The 17,786-nt window shown below is 55.8% G+C and carries 10 protein-coding genes and 1 tRNA gene; 6 read left to right on the forward strand and 5 right to left on the reverse strand.

Translation table 11 applies throughout. From position 1 onward, the window contains the following. Window positions 1-25: 25 nt before the first annotated feature. On the forward strand, window positions 26-1,783 hold the full coding sequence (locus tag WA354_RS18115; RefSeq protein ID WP_472814423.1) for a CRTAC1 family protein: 1,758 nt from the start codon (window positions 26-28) through the stop codon (window positions 1,781-1,783). An 83-nt stretch (window positions 1,784-1,866) separates the two neighbouring features. Then, a complete protein-coding gene (locus tag WA354_RS18120; protein ID WP_472814424.1) occupies window positions 1,867-3,648 on the forward strand; it encodes a CRTAC1 family protein in 1,782 nt (593 codons plus the stop codon). 18 nt (window positions 3,649-3,666) lie between these two features. Here WA354_RS18120 and WA354_RS18125 read toward each other — a convergent pair whose 3' ends face one another. Next, window positions 3,667-5,367 carry a tetratricopeptide repeat protein gene (locus tag WA354_RS18125; protein WP_472814425.1) on the reverse strand — a complete coding sequence of 567 codons (1,701 nt, stop codon included), beginning with the start codon at window positions 5,365-5,367 and terminating at the stop codon, window positions 3,667-3,669. A gap of 251 nt (window positions 5,368-5,618) precedes the next feature. Here WA354_RS18125 and WA354_RS18130 point away from each other — a divergent pair, with 251 nt between their 5' ends. Then, window positions 5,619-6,242 (forward strand): hypothetical protein, encoded by a 624-nt coding sequence (locus WA354_RS18130; protein ID WP_472814426.1) that lies wholly within the window; start codon window positions 5,619-5,621, stop codon window positions 6,240-6,242. A 53-nt stretch (window positions 6,243-6,295) separates the two neighbouring features. Here the strand turns inward: WA354_RS18130 and WA354_RS18135 are convergent, their stop codons facing one another. Beyond that, window positions 6,296-7,666: a DUF3863 domain-containing protein gene (locus tag WA354_RS18135; RefSeq protein WP_472814427.1), complete on the reverse strand. Its 1,371-nt coding sequence runs from the start codon at window positions 7,664-7,666 to the stop codon at window positions 6,296-6,298. Window positions 7,667-7,926: 260 nt separating this feature from the next. Here WA354_RS18135 and galA point away from each other — a divergent pair, with 260 nt between their 5' ends. The 3 genes from galA to WA354_RS18150 all read left to right on the forward strand — a co-directional run bounded on the left by galA (window position 7,927) and on the right by WA354_RS18150 (window position 14,853). Continuing rightward, the gene (gene galA, locus WA354_RS18140; protein ID WP_472814428.1) at window positions 7,927-10,917 is read left to right on the forward strand and encodes a beta-galactosidase GalA; all 2,991 of its coding nucleotides are present in this window, start codon (window positions 7,927-7,929) and stop codon (window positions 10,915-10,917) included. 1,084 nt (window positions 10,918-12,001) lie between these two features. Next, on the forward strand, window positions 12,002-13,189 hold the full coding sequence (locus WA354_RS18145) for a class I SAM-dependent methyltransferase (RefSeq protein ID WP_472814429.1): 1,188 nt from the start codon (window positions 12,002-12,004) through the stop codon (window positions 13,187-13,189). Next, window positions 13,186-14,853, forward strand: a complete 1,668-nt coding sequence (locus tag WA354_RS18150; RefSeq protein WP_472814430.1) for a sulfatase-like hydrolase/transferase — start codon at window positions 13,186-13,188, stop codon at window positions 14,851-14,853. Before WA354_RS18145 ends, WA354_RS18150 begins: the two co-directional genes overlap by 4 nt. Before the next feature lie 23 nt (window positions 14,854-14,876). Here WA354_RS18150 and WA354_RS18155 read toward each other — a convergent pair whose 3' ends face one another. The 3 genes from WA354_RS18155 to WA354_RS18165 form a co-directional block, all read right to left on the reverse strand. Further along, a complete protein-coding gene (locus WA354_RS18155) occupies window positions 14,877-15,419 on the reverse strand; it encodes a hypothetical protein (RefSeq protein ID WP_472814431.1) in 543 nt (180 codons plus the stop codon). 192 nt (window positions 15,420-15,611) lie between these two features. After that, window positions 15,612-16,811: an alkaline phosphatase family protein gene (locus WA354_RS18160; protein WP_472814432.1), complete on the reverse strand. Its 1,200-nt coding sequence runs from the start codon at window positions 16,809-16,811 to the stop codon at window positions 15,612-15,614. Between the two features lie 741 nt (window positions 16,812-17,552). Continuing rightward, window positions 17,553-17,629, reverse strand: a tRNA-Pro gene (locus tag WA354_RS18165). Between the last annotated feature and the right edge of the window lie 157 nt (window positions 17,630-17,786).

Raw genomic sequence — 17,786 nt, forward strand, 5'->3', positions numbered from 1 at the left:
ATGGCAACCAGTTAGAGCGCGAAGCTTGCGCGGCTCTTCCCTGGTTTTCACGATGCTCGTGGGCTGCGTTTCTGCTTCGCTTGTCGCAATGGCTGGCCTGATGGGCGTTGCGAAGGCGGCCGCCCAGCAACCACCAAAGCCGCAGAGTGCTCCGGTCAATGTTCGCTTCACCGACATTCGCAAGTCGGCGGGCATCACTTTCGTGCAGGATTCCACTGAATCGGTTGAGAAGTATTACCTGGAAACCATGGGCACCGGAGTGGCGTGGCTCGACTACGACCAGGATGGGCTGATGGATCTGTACTTTGTGCAGGCGGGCGCAACGGATGCCTACAAGCCCGCGAAGCCCCTGCGCTCGGCCCTCTATCACAACAATGGCGACGGAACATTTACCGATGTGACAGAGAAGGCCGGTGTCGGCGGTGCAGGCCACTACGGGCAGGGAGTTGCAGTTGGCGACTTCGATAATGACGGATATCCCGATCTGCTTGTCACCGGCTATGGGCGCGTCATTCTTTACCACAACAATGGCAATGGCACCTTTACCGATGTGACTGCGAAAGCGGGAGTGGCGGATGAAGGCAAGTGGTCAACGAGCGCGGCTTGGGTCGACTTCGATAAAGATGGATGGCTTGACCTGGTTGTGGCTAACTATCTTGAGTGGACGCCGCAGAATAACGAGTGGTGCGGCGAGCGAGCGCCCGGCTATCGCTCCTACTGCAGTCCAAATAACTATCACGGCCAGCGAACGAAGCTCTACCGTAACAATCATGATGGGACGTTCACGGATGTGAGCGAGAAGTCAGGAATCGGCACGGCCGAGTCGAAGGGCATGGGCGTGGTTGCCGCCGACTTTAACAATGATGGGTGGCCGGACATTGCGATCGCGAACGACACGTGGCCGAACTTCCTTTTTGAAAACAAGCACGATGGGACTTTCTCAGATGAATCGCTGATCTCGGGATTGGCGGCGAGCGAGGATGGGCGCTACGAAGCGGGAATGGGTATCGACGCCTCAGATGTGGACGGGGATGGGTTTCTCGATGTCTACGTTACGCATCTAGATTTCGAGTTAAACCGCCTCTATCACAACAACGGGGACGGTACATTCACCGATGTCACCTACAGTTCCGGTATCGGCAATAAGGCGATTATGCTGAGCGGTGTTGCAGCGAAGTTCATTGACTATGACAATGACGGCTGGCCGGATATTGTGCAGGCGAACGGCGCGATGGTGGACAATGTAAAGCTCTACCATAGCGAGGTTTCCTATAAAGAGCCGCTTCTTATGTTCCATAACCTGGGTGGAGGCCATTTCGAGAAGGCTTCGGAATCGCTTGGGCCGGACTTCAACCAGCCGGTGGCGGGTCGCGGGCTGGCAACAGCTGACTTCTTCAACGACGGCGCCGTCGGCTTCGCGGTGGTTTGCAGGGGCGATTTTCCTGAGCTGATGCGCAACGACGGAGGCAATGCGAACCACTGGCTCGAAGTTCTGCTGATCGGCACAAAATCCAATCGCGATGGAATTGGTTCAGTGCTGAAACTTACTTCGGAAGGCTTCGTTCATATGGAACAGTCGAAGGGCGGAACGAGCTACATGTCGGCCAGCGATCCTCGCATACATTTTGGGCTTGGCAAGCGAACCAAAATTGAATCACTGGTCATCACGTGGCCAAGTGGGCAAGTGGACAAGCTGACCAACGTACCCATCGATCAGATCATCGCGGTGAAAGAGGGCGTTGGGATTGTGCCGCATCCTTTTCCCAAGGTTCAGCGCAAATGAAGGGACTCGCGGCCACCGAAGAGGCACCGCAGTTATACGGGTGTTCAAAGACAAGTATGGGTAACCTATAATCGACGCATTCTATGATCACTCCGCGGCGCCGCTTTCTCGGGACTTCTCTTTTTGTACTTGGCAGTTCTTTGCTCGATCGGCTCGCTACTCCGCTCTGGGCATGGAACGGAAGGCCCCGGCTGGAAGCCGCCGTAGCAACTCAACCTGCATCCCCCGTTCAATTCATCGACGTAGCGGAGAAGGCGGGCTTGAATATTCCCAATGTATGGGGAGGCATCGACCAGAAGCGCGTCATTATCGAGACGAAGGGCAGTGGCATTGCCTTCTTTGACTATGACAATGACGGATGGCTCGACATCTATCTGACGAATGGAAACCGTTTCGACGCGCACTGGCCTGCCGGGAAACAACCCACGACGCATCTTTTCAAGAACAATCGTGACGGCACATTCACAGACGTGACGGAAAAGTCCGGACTGGGACGATCCGGATGGCAGACCGGCGTGTGCGTCGGCGACTACGACAACGATGGCTGGGACGATTTGTTCTGCACATTCTGGGGTCACAACATTCTGTTCCATAACAACGGAAACGGAACCTTTACCGATGTGACGCATAAGGCTGGGCTCTATCAGGAGCACGGACGGTGGGGCACAGGTTGTACGTTTCTGGATTACGACCGGGATGGTCATCTCGATCTCTTCGTGTGCAACTTCGTCAAGCTCGATCCCGATAAGCCATTGAGCATCGACCAGATGAGTTTTTGCCAGTGGAAGGGGGTACCCACCATGTGCGGCCCTCGCGGACTTCCCGGCGATACAGACATCCTGTACCACAACAATGGAGACGGCACATTTACAGATGTTTCGGAGAAAGCTGGAATCCTGAAGCCGGGACCACGGTATTCCATCACGTCGGTATCTTACGACTTCGACAATGACGGATGGCCAGACATTTATGTAGCGGTGGATTCCGAACCCAGCATCATGTTCAAGAACAACCACGACGGCACCTTCACCGATGTCGCGGTAATGGCGGGATGCGCATATAACGATGACGGCCATGAGCAGGCAGGCATGGGGCTTGGCGTTGCAGACTACGACTGCGATGGCTGGCTCGACATTTTCAAGACAAACTTCGCCGACGATACCTGCAACCTGTACCACAACAACGGAGATGGCACATTCAGCGACCTGTCATTCGATTCCGGCGTTGGTATCAATAACAGCTATGTGGCATGGGGGTGCGGTTTCATTGACTATGACAATGACGGCTGGTCTGACATTGTTCAAGTGAATGGGCATGTCTACCCGGAGATCGACCACTATAACTTTGGCGAGACGTTCAAGAATCCCAGGCTGGTTTACAAGAATCTTGGCAACGGGCACTTCAAAGATGTTTCAGCAGCAATGGGACCCGGCATCACCGCAAAATATTCCAGCAGAGGTGCGGCATTCGGAGACTTCGACAACGACGGCGGCATGGATGTGTTGATCCTGAACATGAATGAATTGCCCTCTCTGCTCAAGAATGTCGGAGGCAACAAGCAGAACTGGATCAAGATCAAACTGGTGGGCACCAAGTGCAATCGAACAGCGATCGGCGCGCGCGTCCGCGTGGTAACTGGAAAACATATCCAGATGAATGAAGTAAGCAGCGGCGCCAGTGTCATGTCGCAAAACGATCTACGCCTGCATTTCGGACTCGGAAGCGTGGAGACGGTGGACCTGATCGAGGTGAAGTGGCCTACGACCCAGAAGCTGGAGAAGTTCACGCAGGTGAAGGCCAACCAGATCATCACGATTCGCGAAGGCGACGGCATCGTATCGACGATGAAACCGCATACGAGCTAGAAAAACAATCCGTGCGCGTCAGTTGGCGTGCGAAGACGCAGGGTTGGCGGGAAGAGTGATGATGAATTGCTTGACGTCTTTGCGCTGGCGCAGGATTTCGGCTGCCGTTTGTTTTTCGATCTCGTCATGCTGCTGAAACTCGATCCTGGCCTTCTCCTTTTCGTCGATGCGTTCATAGGCAACTCCGAGGCGGTAGTGTGCTTCGCTCAGCTGCGGATTGACCTCGATTGCCTTTGAATAGAAGCCGATCGCCTTTTGATATTCGTGCCGCGACGCTTCCAAGTTGCCTAATTGCAAGTAGGCCTCCGCGTATTTGGGATCGATGTTGATTGCCTTGGTCAGCGTGGTCTCGATTTGGTTGAGAGTCTGTTGGTTGGTCGACCGTCCACTTTCCTTCCAAAGAGCCATCGCATAAAAATAATTCGCGAGCGCATTATCCGGTTGCAGTCGAACAAATCGCTCGAGCTTCTGGCTCACACAGGCCAGGGGGTTGGGAGCCGCAATCTCGATCTTGCCCATGAACGTGTAGGGCTCAGGGTCAGCCGGATTGAGATCGGAGGCTTCGCAGAGACGGTGCGCCGCTTCGTCGTAAAGTGCACCCGCAAACAAGGCTGCGCCGAGCGCAGTGAGCATCCGTGTGGATTTCGGGTAGAGCCTCACCCCCTGCTCGAAAACCGCCTGCGCCTGCCATACTGCACGGTGATAAAGCAGTTCAGAGCCCCACTCAAAATAGTTTTCTTCGCTCGGATCCATGCGCACCGCCTGCTCATATTCGTGGACCGCGGTCAAAGGATCGCCGAGTTTTTCATCAATTGAGCCGGCAAGACGGTGCAAGTCCGCTCTATCGTGACTTGCAAGCAAATGCTGCAGGTGGACACGGGCCTGCGACAGGTCGCCCACCTTCTCGCAGGCCTGCGCCAGGTCGTATTCATTATCAAAGTCGCCGGGCTTGATCTCATACGCTGTCTTCAACAACGCAGCGGACTCGGGATACCTGCCCTCGCGCAGATAGAACTCGCCCAACCGATGGTTGGCCTCAAAATCTCTGGGCTCGCCGCTGAGAGCTGCGCGGAGTTTTTCCTCTGTGGCTCTGGCGATAGCTGCCTCTGCGGGTGAAGCTGCCGTGCCCCGGCCGACAGAACCGGGCTTGAGCGTGAGAGTCTCTCGCGTCAGCGCCTCGCTCGTACGCAGACTGGTGTCTGACCCGTGGCCACCCGCGGCAGTCCAATCCGTGACTCCGGCAACTGCGAAGTTTGGATTATCTGCGAATTCCATGGCCGCCGCTGGGGCTGCCGATCCCTGGTCTGATTTGCCGCTGCCAGCAGGGCCTTCGAGTCGGAGATCCACTTGAGGTTGATCGTGGAGTGAAGAGATTGTCAGTGAGGCGACTTGGCTGCGGACACCCGCCTTCTCGGCAATCAGGACGTAGGTACCAGTCGCGAGCCCGGAGAACATGAATTCGCCTTTTGCGTCTACGACGGCTTGACGACGCGCGGCACCATTCTGCTCAAGCAGAACCGTCGCGCCGGCAACAACTTCTCCCGCTGAATCCAGTACCCTGCCGTGAATCGTAACGCTTGCCAAGGCACTGGATGAGTTAAGTTGCGCTAAAACTTTTAGGCTGAATGCGCCGCACACCAGTCCTGAAGCAAGCAGAGTGGCGATGAAAACTTTGCGCCTTGCAATTACAAATAGAACGTCGATATTGAACGAACTCACCACATCACCTTAACAGCAAAGAAGCCCCTGCCTGAGGACCGCTGATCAGCATTCAAGATGGGCTCTCCGGGCTAAGAATACAACGATGCTTCCGGATCTGCCGGCTGGCGATGGATGAAGTTCAGTTGATTCACCGCATTCCTGGCGTTATGGCCAGATTACACAGAAATCGCGCACGGAACGACGCCCGCAGGGACCTGCCAGGCGAGGCTCAGATGAACTAGACTAGCTTCCATCCTGGGAGGCGCGTCATGCGTTATCACAGAAGCCTTGCATTTTCCTTGTTACTGATTTGCTGTCTGGTCGCCGCGGGCAAGGATAAGAAGAAGATCATCCTGCCAAACGACGTTCTCGAGGCGAGGACGGTGCTCGTTGTCGTCGACCCCAATGCGGGAATCGATGCCGAAGCTCCAAACGCGAACCGTACAGCCCAGGAGGATGTAGAGAAAGCCCTCATGAACTGGGGTCGGTTCACCCTCGCACCCGACGTCTCATCGGCCGACCTGATCATTTCCATTCGCAAAGGAAACGGAAAAATTGCTCAACAGACAATCGGCGGCGTCCCTACCAACAATCGCCCGGTAATTTTTGAACCCACTGATTCAGGAGTCGGGATTGGAGCCCATCGAGGAACTCCCCCGCAGGCTGGCGATCCAACGGGTGCTCAACCACAAGATCCACATCCGCAGGTAGAGGTTGCGCCAGCACAGGATATGTTTGCGGTGTATCGCGGCAAACGTGACAACGCACTCGACGCTCCGGCGGTTTGGCGATACAGCGCCAAAAACGCGCTTCGTTCGCCTGATGTTCCGGCGGTTGACGTGTTCAGAAACTTGATCAAAGAGGCGGAGAAGCAACAGTCCGCCACGCCGTGATTCTGCTCCAATTCAGGCGTTTTTAGAGCACGCCCTCGCTTGTTGGCCGAGATTCAATCCAATTTCTTCAACTGCGGATACCGACTGTAAATAAGTCGTTGATTCTCGGGAGACAGTTGTCCCAACCGAATTGGCTTGTCCTGGGGACGTGTTTCTTTCTGATTCAGCACGTTCATCAGGCTCCATTCGCGCTGGAGCCCCTGCGGTTCCTGCGTGGGCAGATCGTACCGGGTGAAGTCGATGACCATCTCTGGACTATCCGTTTTCCAGTTGCGGAGCAACGCCAGCCGGAACTCCTGATTCATGAACCACTGGATTTCCAAGTCCTTCTCTGAGCCAGGGGCCCCGGTTCCCCTTGCATCGAAGCGGTAGTTGAGCAACGAATTGTTGGGCGTATGTTTGCGCCACTCCATGCCGAACGCGCCCTCGGTGAGCACCTGCGTGTCTGGCCATCGGCTTTTGATGGCCTGCAGCCACCACTCGAGGTCTTTGTCATGGTGGACCGATACTTCCCAGATTCCCGTAACCCAACCGAATCCGTTGAGAGCGTCCCCTTTGTCGAAGTGCATGGCGGTGGTAGCCATCATCTCGTCGCGGCCGGCTTGTTCTCCCAGGTTTCCAACAGTCTCGATGGGACCCACACCCATGCGGCTGTTAAACCCTCCTTCAAAGCCGTTGCGTCGCGCCGCAAGAAAGTCGCACGTCCAGCCGTCGAGGCATACACAATCGATAAAGTCATTTGGACCCTGAGCCGGTTTGAGGTAGTGCTCGCGACTGGGGTAATAGGGATAGCAGATACCTCCGTCGCCATCGCCGTTGTCGATGCCGTGCTGGCTCCAGATCTGGCCCTGGCAAACATGAATACCCTCATCAGCAGCGAGGAAACGCTGGTTCTCTGCGTCCATGAAGCCGGCAACGAGGCACTCCGGGCGATATCGGTTACCCACCATCTCTGAAATCAGTTGAAGAGACTTGTGGATCGTCATCCGGATGTTATCGCGGGTGTCGTACATCGGTGCAAAGTAGCCGCCGGGAATGAAGGTGATCTCATCGCCATATCGATCGTGATAGGACGCGAGCAGGCGGCGCACATCTTTGTATTCCTGCCGAGTATCGTTGAGTGCCAGCCAGCTGATCGCCCAGGTCATTTTGCCGTTGGGGCTGCCGCGCAGAAAGGCTTCGCGCCGCAGGCGGATCTGGTCAGGGCTATTATCCGGGGCCTCATCTTCGCCGATTGAGCGACTGGGAGTGACCTCAATCTGATTTACGCGCACGACCGAGACATGGGTCAGGAATCGACCTTGAAGAGCCGGCGTGGTCGGTCCGTATGCCAGCGCTGATTCGGCCAGCGGTGCGAGCGCCAAAGAGGCCGCCGACCCTGCTGCGCGGTTCAGGAATTTTCGCCTGGTCCAGAAGTGGCTCATTGTCGTGGGTTCCTATCCCGCTTGGCAGGTAGCAGCTTGATCAGGGCTTGCATCATTGTCCCTTATACACCGCAAGCGCGAGCATCATCATGATTTGTGCAACAGCGGCACGTCATTGTGCTGATGCAGGTTTGGCCAACCGGCGGCGAATGAGGAAAGTGTTCCGCTCGCGCGCAACCTCCACCATTCCGGGTGTATAACGTCAAGGTACAAAAATCCTGCACAGATTCGAGCCTGTAGCAATCTCAATTGGGGGCATAATGAAAACCTTTTCACGCCGCGATGTTCTGAAGACCAGCCTGCTTGCACCCGCCGTCGCTGCTACGGCCCATGCACTTGGTCCCATCGATCCCGCCGTTCATGCTGCCACTGAGGTTTCCGGTCCATTAAGTGCGCCCGCCAGTCTAGCGTCTCCCACACCCGGCGCGGGCCGCGAACGCCTCTTGCTCGATTTCGGATGGACCTTTCACCTCGGAAACGCCGACGATCCGGCCAAGGACTTCGGCTACGGCAGTGCCTCCGCCGGAAACTTTCAGAAGACGGGAGGCTTTATGCCAGCCGGTTCCACGTCGTTTATCGGCGAGGACTGGCACCGCATCGATCTGCCCCATGACTGGACAGTCGAGCTTCCCTTCAAGAATGATCCCGATCTGCAGAGCAAGGGCTTCTATCCCCTCGGCCGCAAGTATCCCGAAAACAGTGTCGGGTGGTACCGCCGCATCTTCGAGTTGCCCGCCGGGGATGCCGGTAAGCGGATCACAATCGAGTTTGATGGCGCATACCGCGAGACAACGGTGGTGTTCAACGGTTTCTATATCGGGCAGCACAGCGGTGGTTACGATTCTTTCAGCTTTGATGTCTCAGACTTCGCGAATCCGGGCCAGCCTAACGTGCTCCTGGTGCGCGTGGACGCAACCGGTAGTGACGGGTGGTTTTATGAAGGCGCGGGCATCTATCGACACGTGTGGCTGGTGAAGACAAACCCGGTGCACATCAAACAATGGGGCACCCTCGTCCGCTCGGAGATTCGCCCGACAGGAACAAAGCTTTCCATCCTAAGTGAAGTTGAGAATCACAGCAATGCGCCGAGCAATGTACGCGTGATCTCCACCATCATCGATCCCTCAGGCTCACCCGTCGCAAAGGATGTTTCGGCCTCCGCTGCAATCGGGGAGCGCGATCAACACGACTTCAGGCAGGAGATCGCCGTAAGCCGTCCTGCGTTGTGGTCGCTCGAAGACCGCAACCTCTACAAACTTGTGACTGAAGTGCAGGTTGACGGCAAAGCGGTCGACCGCTACGAAACAACGTTCGGGATTCGTTCTGTGAAGTTCGATGCCCGGCAGGGATTTCTTCTTAACGGTGCGTCCGTAAAACTGAAGGGCACCTGCAACCACCAGGACCATGCTGGAATTGGCGTCGCATTGCCTGACGCCGTGCAGTACTACCGCGTCCGCAAGCTGCAGGAGATGGGCTGCAACTCGCTGCGCACTTCACACAACCCGCCCACGCCTGAACTGCTGGACGCCTGCGACCAGTTAGGTATGCTGGTGATGGACGAGACACGCATGATGTCGTCCAATCCGGAAGGACTGAGCCAGTTCGCCGATCTCGTGCGGCGCGACCGCAATCATCCCAGTGTCTTCATGTGGTCGCTTGGAAACGAAGAGCCGACGGCGACAAATGCCAAGGGCGCCAACATTATCATCGCCATGCAGCAGGTCGCGACGCGCCACGACGGATCGCGCCCGACCACCCTTGACGGCATGATCAACGGCGAGGCAGCCGGAAGCGGCACCGGCGGCCTCGCGGTTTGCGATGTTATCGGCTATCACTACGCCGACCCGGCGGCGGAAGCCTTCCACAAAGCGCATCCTGAAAAGTTCGTGCTTGGGACCGAGACCGTCAGCGCCGTCTGCACGCGCGGAATCTACATCACCGACAAATCCAAGGGCTTCGTCAGCTCGTACGATCCATACACCACCTCTGGCCGCGCCTCCGCTGAAGGATGGTGGACCTTCTGCAACGCGCGTCCCTGGCTTGGCGGCGGTTATGTGTGGACGGGCTTCGATTATCGCGGCGAGCCCTCGCCCAATGGATGGCCCAACATCAGCTCGCAATACGGCATTCTCGACATGTGCGGGTTCCCCAAGGACTCGTTTTTCTATTACCAGTCGTGGTGGACCGAGAAGCCCGTACTGCACCTCTTCCCGCATTGGAACTGGTCAGGCTACGAAGGCAAAAAGATCGCGGTCTGGGCCTACTCCAATCTCGACAAGGTGGAGCTATTCCTGAACGGAAAAAGCCTCGGCTCAAAAGACGTAAAAAAGGACGGGCACGTCGCCTGGATTGTCGAGTATGAGCCCGGCACAATCGAAGCCCGCGGTTGGAAAGACGGCAAGCAGGTTATGACCGCGCGCCGCGACACCACTGGACCCGCCGCAAGACTAGTGCTCGCAACCGATCGCGATTCGTTGTCCGCCGATGGCGAAGATGTGGCCATGTTTGCCGTCGAAGTGCAGGACGCAAGCGGACGCACCGTGCCCATCACTGACAACCTCGTCACGTTCAAGGTCACGGGGCCGGCAAAGCTCATCGGCACCGGCAACGGAGACCCCACCGATCAGGACCCCGACAAAGGCAGCTCGCGCAAAGCGTTTTCCGGTTATTGCATGGCAATTGTCCAAGCCGAAAAGAGCCCCGGGACCATCACGCTCGAGGCCACGGCCCCAGGTGTGACGTCCGCAATCGCAACTGTCTCAAGCAAACAGATCGAACTGCGCCCGCAAGTTGCCGTCTGGCAACGGCCCATTCCCAAGGGGTCTGGCATCACGGGTCTGTGGGTAGCTGTATCGGCGCCTGGTACCGGCATGGCGGCTTCGTTCCTGGGTTCGCCTCGCATCTTCACGCTCACGCAGGACGGCGGAAAACTCACCGGCACCGTCGAGGGGCCGGGCGGTTGGTTCGGTGGCGACGATGCACCGGCCCCGGTTGTTGACGGGACCGTCCAGGGTGATCGTGTCACTTTCAAATCGGGCATCAACGTCTTCGAGGGAACAATCAAAGGAGAACAGCTCGAACTCAAGCGCACCGTCAATCTGCCCTGGAGCATGCCCGTTCCCAAGAAGCCGGATCCCAACGGGCCGGTCATTGGGCCAGCACCCGACGGTTCCGATCCTTCATTCGACATTTCAGATTTCGCCAGCGTCGGCAGCAGCATGTCCGTGGTTTTGAAAAGATCCGAACGCTGAATTGTTATCAGGCAATCTTCTTCCACCAGCACGCCGCTTCCGGCGGAAACCCCCGAGCGCAGCACAGGGCGGTTTCGGCGGTTTTTCTCTGTCTATGTCAGAACGACCAAAAGTTGGCCGCCATCGCTCGGCCCTTAGTTGTGCGTTTGGAGAGTCTGCGAGAGTGCACCGGCATCAGACAAGACGCCCGAGACTGTCAAACCAGCTTTCCGCAGTGCCAAGCGCAACGACGCAGAAGAGATACAGCACTGAAAACGACCGTCCACTACCAGGAAGGCGTCCAGATTGGAGACTTAGACGACCAATGCGGTCAATAGGGAAACTTGGGAACCGAAACAAACTAAAAATGGGGGGGGCCGCAAAACATCGCTCACACACCTATTGCGATTTTGGAACTCGCCGAAGATTCGGGGACGCCGAGAAAGTATCCAAGCCCTCGCTGCTCTGTCCTTCGTTCTGAAGGTCATGACTTCAATTAGAGGAGCAGGTGACAACCAGCGACATTCCTTTGTGATTATAGACCACTTAGTTCCCTAATTAGAAGGGCTGGGGTCACAGGCTGGGTGAATGAGGCGCGATTACTCTAGCTTGATACAGCATGAAAATGAGCTAAAGCGAAAGAGGGCCTCAATGGTGGTGCGTTGCTTGATGAAGGTACTTTATGCCACTTGTACTGTCATTTGTTTTTTTATCTTATTTAACTCCACCGCTGAACCCGCACACGCTTACATCGATCCAGGTTCCGGACTACTCGTCCTTCAGATCCTCGGCACTACATTCGCTGGAATGATGTTCGTGCTGCGCAAGAAGATCCGCAATCTTTTTGAGTTTTTTGGCAAGTGGTCTACGAGAGCCGGTAACGATATTGCAAACCGTTGAGCCGGTCGCGGCGCAGGTACACGGAACTTTCCGGGATCCTCAAGGGCGACTCTATCGGGATGGCGATCGCATTCTCCGAGAAATCTACCCAGGGCACGCGGAGGAAGTCTTAGCCTGGATTGGGTCCCCTCTTGCTAAACTTTGGTTTCAACAGCGTCGGATGGTTCCCACCGAAGTTCTCCCGACTCATTCGGGACGACCTACTTTGCTCCAGCACGAGCGCCTCTTTTTCCCTTCCTATCCCTGGGAGTGGACACCCGGTCAGTGGAAGCATGCAGCTTCGCTTACGCTCGATTTGTGCGACGATGCTCTGGATAGCGGATATATCCTCAAAGATGCCACGCCGCTTAATATCCTGTTTTCCGGGCCGCGCGCCGTCTTTGTCGACGTGTTGTCTTTCGAGAAACGAGATTTTCGCAGCCCGCTCTGGCTTGCCTATGCGCAGTTTGTGCGCACATTCCTGTTGCCCCTCGCAGCGTATAACTATCTCGGCTGGCCTCTCGCTGCGACACAGCAGCGCCGCGATGGATACGAATCTGCAGACCTCGCGCCCTGGCTTCCATTTTCTCGCCGCTGGCGTCGCCCTCTGCGTTCTCTTGTGACCTTCCCATTGCTTCTGCAAAAGAGAGTCTTTGAGAAAAGTGGACGGGTCAGATCATATAGGCCCGAGGTGACTCCCGAAGTATCGGCCCTTGTTCTGCGACGTACACTGCGTAAGACGCGCCGGTTGTTGGGTGCGCTAGCCTCGCCGGCGCACGCATCGAGATGGAGCAGGTATACCGAAACGGCGTGCCACTACAAACCGGAAGATCACTCCGCCAAGCAAGATTTCGTTCGTCGAACCATAAATGGCGTTCGGGCTGCCCGAGTTCTCGACGTGGGCGCAAATACCGGTGTTTACTCGCGCATTGCAGCCGAAACCGGCGCAGACGTGGTTGCCTGGGACACCGATGTGCAGGCAGCGGATCTTAATTGGCAAACAGCCTACAGCGGCGGGTTATCGATTCTCCCGATGGTCGCTGACTTCGCGCGGCCTACCCCCGGCGTGGGTTGGCAGAACGGCGAGAACGATAGCCTCCTGTCCCGAGCGGATGGTCAATTCGACTGCGTCCTAATGCTGGGAGTCCTTCATCACCTATTGGTCGCCGATCAGATTCCTCTGCGCTCCATCATCGATCAGCTGGCGCACATTTCCAAGCGCTGGGCCATCCTTGAATGGATTCCCAAAGAGGACTCCCAATTTGCTGGGCTTTGTCGCGGCAGGGAAGAACTCTATGGGCATCTCAATGAAGAGTATTTTGTCCAGATCCTTTCAAGCCGGTTCATTGTCCGCAATCGTGAGCCCTTGCCAAATGGCCGAACCATGTGGCTCGTCGAGAAAAGCGCATCATGAAGCCACGATGGTTTCTCGAAGCAATCGGCGCATCGGTGTTTCTCCTGCTGCCGTACCTCTGTCCGTTGCTGATGTCAGACCATCTGCTCATTTATCATCATCAGCTCCCGCTAACTAATTTGATCGGCGGGCTCTTGCTTGATGTGCTCGGCCTGTTCCTTCTCGGCGTCTCGCTGCTTACGCTGCTGGCGCGGATTTCTCCTCTGGCGGGTGGAATCGTCAGTGCAAGTCTGACGGGCCTCTTCATATCGCGCATTCTAGGCACGGCTCTATTCCTGCTTAACATGTCGTATGGCGGGCAGTCCGACGGCTTCTCAGTGACCCGGCATCATTTTCTTCTCGATTCAATTGACAAGTGGTGGTATACGTACTCACACCCAATCCTCGTAGCGAGCGTGGCACTTCTCGCCATACTTGCGTGGACGAAACCTGGCAGCACCGACTCGCTTGTCCGTACAATACGCCTTGGTCTGACGGCATTCGCCTTTTGCGCCTTCTGGATAATCTCCCAGCTCCTTTATATGGGGTTTGTGGTGCGCGGGGTTCCATCATTCGACCGTTCGCTGGCACAAAGAGACTCCGGTTCCAGCAAACGAATTGTTTGGATTCTTTTCGATGAACTCTCCTACAATCTCACGTTCGACCATCCACCAAGTGGGCAGCAATTCATCAATTTTCAGCGCTTGCGGTCCGAAAGTACTTCTCTGGGGAATATCAAGCCCGTCGGCATCTATACCGAAAACATCATCCCGTCATTGCTCGCGGGGCGCGAGATTGATCAGATAAGGAGCACCTTTGAGGGCAAGTTGCTGAATCCGGATTCGGATCGTACCCGAGAAGTCAGCTACGATCCGAACCGCACCCTGTTCGAAGAGGCCAAAACCAACGGGTGGAATCCTGGCGTGGCTGGTTGGTATAACCCATACTGTCGGATTTTTGCCGATGTATTAACCAGCTGTTCCTGGGTAGGTGGGATATGGGTGAGAATCCCGTTGTTGGAAGCGAACGGCGCATCGGAAGACAAGTCTGTTCTTGCCAATTCCCTTGTATTGCCCCGCGCACTCCTCGCCAAGTTTCACTCGCAAAAGAAAGGTATGAGTTCCGAGCTCCTCAAGCGCAATATCCAAGACTACCGTAGCATCATGACTGGGGCGCAGAATCTGATTCAAAACGGCCAGATCCATTTTGTCTTCATTCATCTGCCTGTGCCGCATCCGCCCGGTATTTACAATCGAAGAACACATCAATTGTCCGAAGGCGGCAATTACCTCGACAATCTGGCGCTGGCCGATGACACGCTGGGTGCGCTGATACGAGAAATTGATCGCACCCCGTCTGCAAGTGAAACTACGATTATTATTTCATCCGACCATTCCTGGCGTGTTCCCCTCTGGAGGACTGGCCCTGACTGGACTCAAGAAGAGGAGCGTGTCTCCCTAGGACAGTTCGACGAGAGACCTGTATTCCTGGTTCACTTTCCCGGCCAGAAGTCGGGCAATGAGGTCTTCACGTCCACCCCGGAACTGATCGAACATGGCATCGTCGAATCAATGCTGCAAGGTCAAATTGAGAGTCCAAAGAATCTCGACGCCTTCCTGCTTTCTTCAGCTGGCCATAGTTCAGAACATGCGGCATTGAGAGGGCAATCCAAGGCTCGGTATTGAATTTCGCGGTCTCGCATCGCGCCTCACTTCGCCCTTGCACTCTTACTCGGAGTCCTTTCCGACTCTTCTTGAAGAACAGCGAGCCAGAGCATCACGACAGCCAGATAACCGCCTGCAGGGACATAGGACCAGGCTACGTATGCACCTTCATTGCGATTCATGAATGCGCGGGTGCGCCCTGCCAGGGTCAGGAGCTGAATCAGCGAGAAGATCGCAAGACCTGCAGAGATCCGTATCAGGTTTGAATGTCGAGAGCTCTTGACGATCACCCCGAAGAGCGCGAGCATGACGAACCAGGCCAAAACCTGAATGCGATCGGCACGCACTCCGGCGGGTAACATGCTGAGAGTGATCCACGTCAGTCCGCATGCGGCGCAGAGAGTGGTAAGCATAAGAAGGCTCTGGCGCCCCGTCAACCCACCGATGCCGCGATTGAGTCGCCGTATAAGTTCGACAGCGACAAATGTCCCCAGGAGAATTTCCGCCAACCACAGTCCACTGTAAAGAGGACTGTAAGTGCCTGTCTCAATGTGCCTGTAAAGCACGAATAGTAATAAAGCGCGCATCGGGTAAAAGATTATCAAGGATGCGAACCCAGGGAACTCGCGAGCTACTCCCCTTCTGAACGTCACGAACGCGAGGGCACATTGAAGAACAAGTGCCAGTGCCCAGATTGCGGTATTGATCGTTGAGTGGGATGGATGCATTTGTTCCCAATGAAAGACGATCTCGCCTGCGAACATGTTATGTCCGCATCCCTAATCGTCGTCCGGCGGTCCGGTCGGCTTTTCATTAAGGAGTCTCTCGACGCCAACTTTGGACCCAATCGTCCTGAAAGGTGAGGGCTTCTGGCGATAATCAAAGCAGTCGGAGAAAGCATCTGCCATGACGTCGCGGGTACCGAGATTCTGCAAGCCAAAATTCTTTTCGATGAAGGTGATGAACCCTGAGGCTTCATGGACCTGATGCGAGACATATCCATGCCGTGTGTAGGGCGAAACAACGACAAGGGGGACCCGGAAACCCAGCCCCATGTTGTCGATTGTCGGAGGATTGACGTGGTCGTACCATCCACCCCAGTCATCCCATGTGATGAAAATGGCCGTTGACCGCCAGAATTGACTTCCGCCGATGGCGTTGACAATCGACGCAACCCAATCCGGCCCCTCGTTGCTACCGGTTCCCGGATGGTCAGAATGAGTGAAATCCGGGACTATCCAGGTCACCTGCGCCAGTTGACCGTGGTTAATGTCGGCAAGGATCCGGGTCTGCGGAGATATCACATTCCGCCTCCAGTCGTCGCCAAAGCGAATGTGATGGATAGCCTGGAAGGCCGAGAGGACGAAAGCCTTGTCAGCGCTTGCTGGAGCATAGTAACGCCACGAGATTTGCTTGGCATCGAGAATATCGGCGATGGTCGGATATTCAAAGCATGGATACACTCCTTCCAGATCCGTGCCGTTCGGACCGATGAGTGCAACCCGGGTATCTGAAGGGGCGTCGCATCCCCATATTACGCCGGAGGGGTTTTCCGCGGCGTTCCCGGATTGTCCAGCGATCATGTACTGGTGAGCGACAAAGCTCGGGCCAGTATTTGGTTGGAACATTCGGTCGCCAAGCGTGTACTGGGTCGCCATGGTCCAATAAGGTTCCAGTTCGCTTTTCGGAACATAGGAGTAAGGGAGTGTTGGAGGGTCTGCGTCTCTCTGTGCGAATCCGTCCATCTTGCCCTGATTCCAGTCTTGCCACCAACGGAGGTGACTGTGATGGAGATCACGCGGATCTGCAAGGGATACGGGATTCAGGGGTATCTCCACACCATTGCTGACGCCCCTTGAAACCGTGTCCGCACCGGGGAACCCATTGAAAAGATTATCGAAGGTGCGGTTTTCCTGCATAATCACGACGATGTGCTCGATAGGAGAGCCTGAAACCGGGAAGACCTTGATCGGGGGCAACGGTGGGGAAGCGATTTCTCCGTGGAAGTCGAAGCAACCGGTCAATCCAGCCAGCGAGCACGAGATTGTAAGTAATAGGAAATTGAATCTATACAGAAAGGCGCGGTGCGAAGTTGCGGTTGTTCTGAGTTTTTCCCCCGGCCGTGCGTTTCTTTCTCGCATGTGTTCCAATCGCTTACCAACATCCAAGAAGTTTGGCTCGCTTAATATATTCTCCCATCCCGCGACAGACATCTCTAATCCCGAGCCGCAAAAAAGAAGAGCATCGCCGAACATAATTTGCATCCGCGGAATCGAGAGGGCATGAAATGGGTGCCCTGGCAAGAGAGCGCTCGTCATTCACGTTCAAGAGTTTGCATCAAGGGCGAACAGTGAAAATCCACCTCGGCTCCGCGAAACTGGGCTCAATCAGCCTCAAGACACTCGGCGAATACGTTCAACAGAGGAAAGCTGAGAACATCGGCAACCGCACGATAAACATGGAGGTCGGTGTTCTCCGGCGTGTGCTGAAAAAGTTCGAGCTCTGGACGCGGTTTGCAGAGGATTACCGAACCATCATGTCAATCGCAGGACGTGTCAACCGTGAGATGTTGACGCATTACAGCCACATCCGCGCTGAAGCCAAACGGAAAGCCGTGACCGCACTCGACAACGTCACAATCACGTCACCATTGGGGAATGGGAAGACCAACGCCGACGAGTGGAAGAAACTAGGACTCAAACAAATAAAGGTCCTCAAAATGGTCGGGACGGGCAGATTTGAACTGCCGACCCCTCGCACCCCAAGCGAGTGCTCTACCAGGCTGAGCCACGTCCCGACACAGTCGAGCCGGCTCGGGTGAGCCGGCCCATGGGGTTCTGATTTAGTTTACACCAGCTGAAGTCCCTGAAGCGCGGGCTGGTCAATGCGGCGGACAATATTGCAAGTCCGCGGCATTGGCCTCAATGCGACGGCGGTACAAACTCCGACGGAAG

This window comes from Occallatibacter sp., from assembly GCF_049802275.1.
Taxonomy (GTDB): Bacteria; Acidobacteriota; Terriglobia; order Terriglobales; family Acidobacteriaceae; genus Telmatobacter.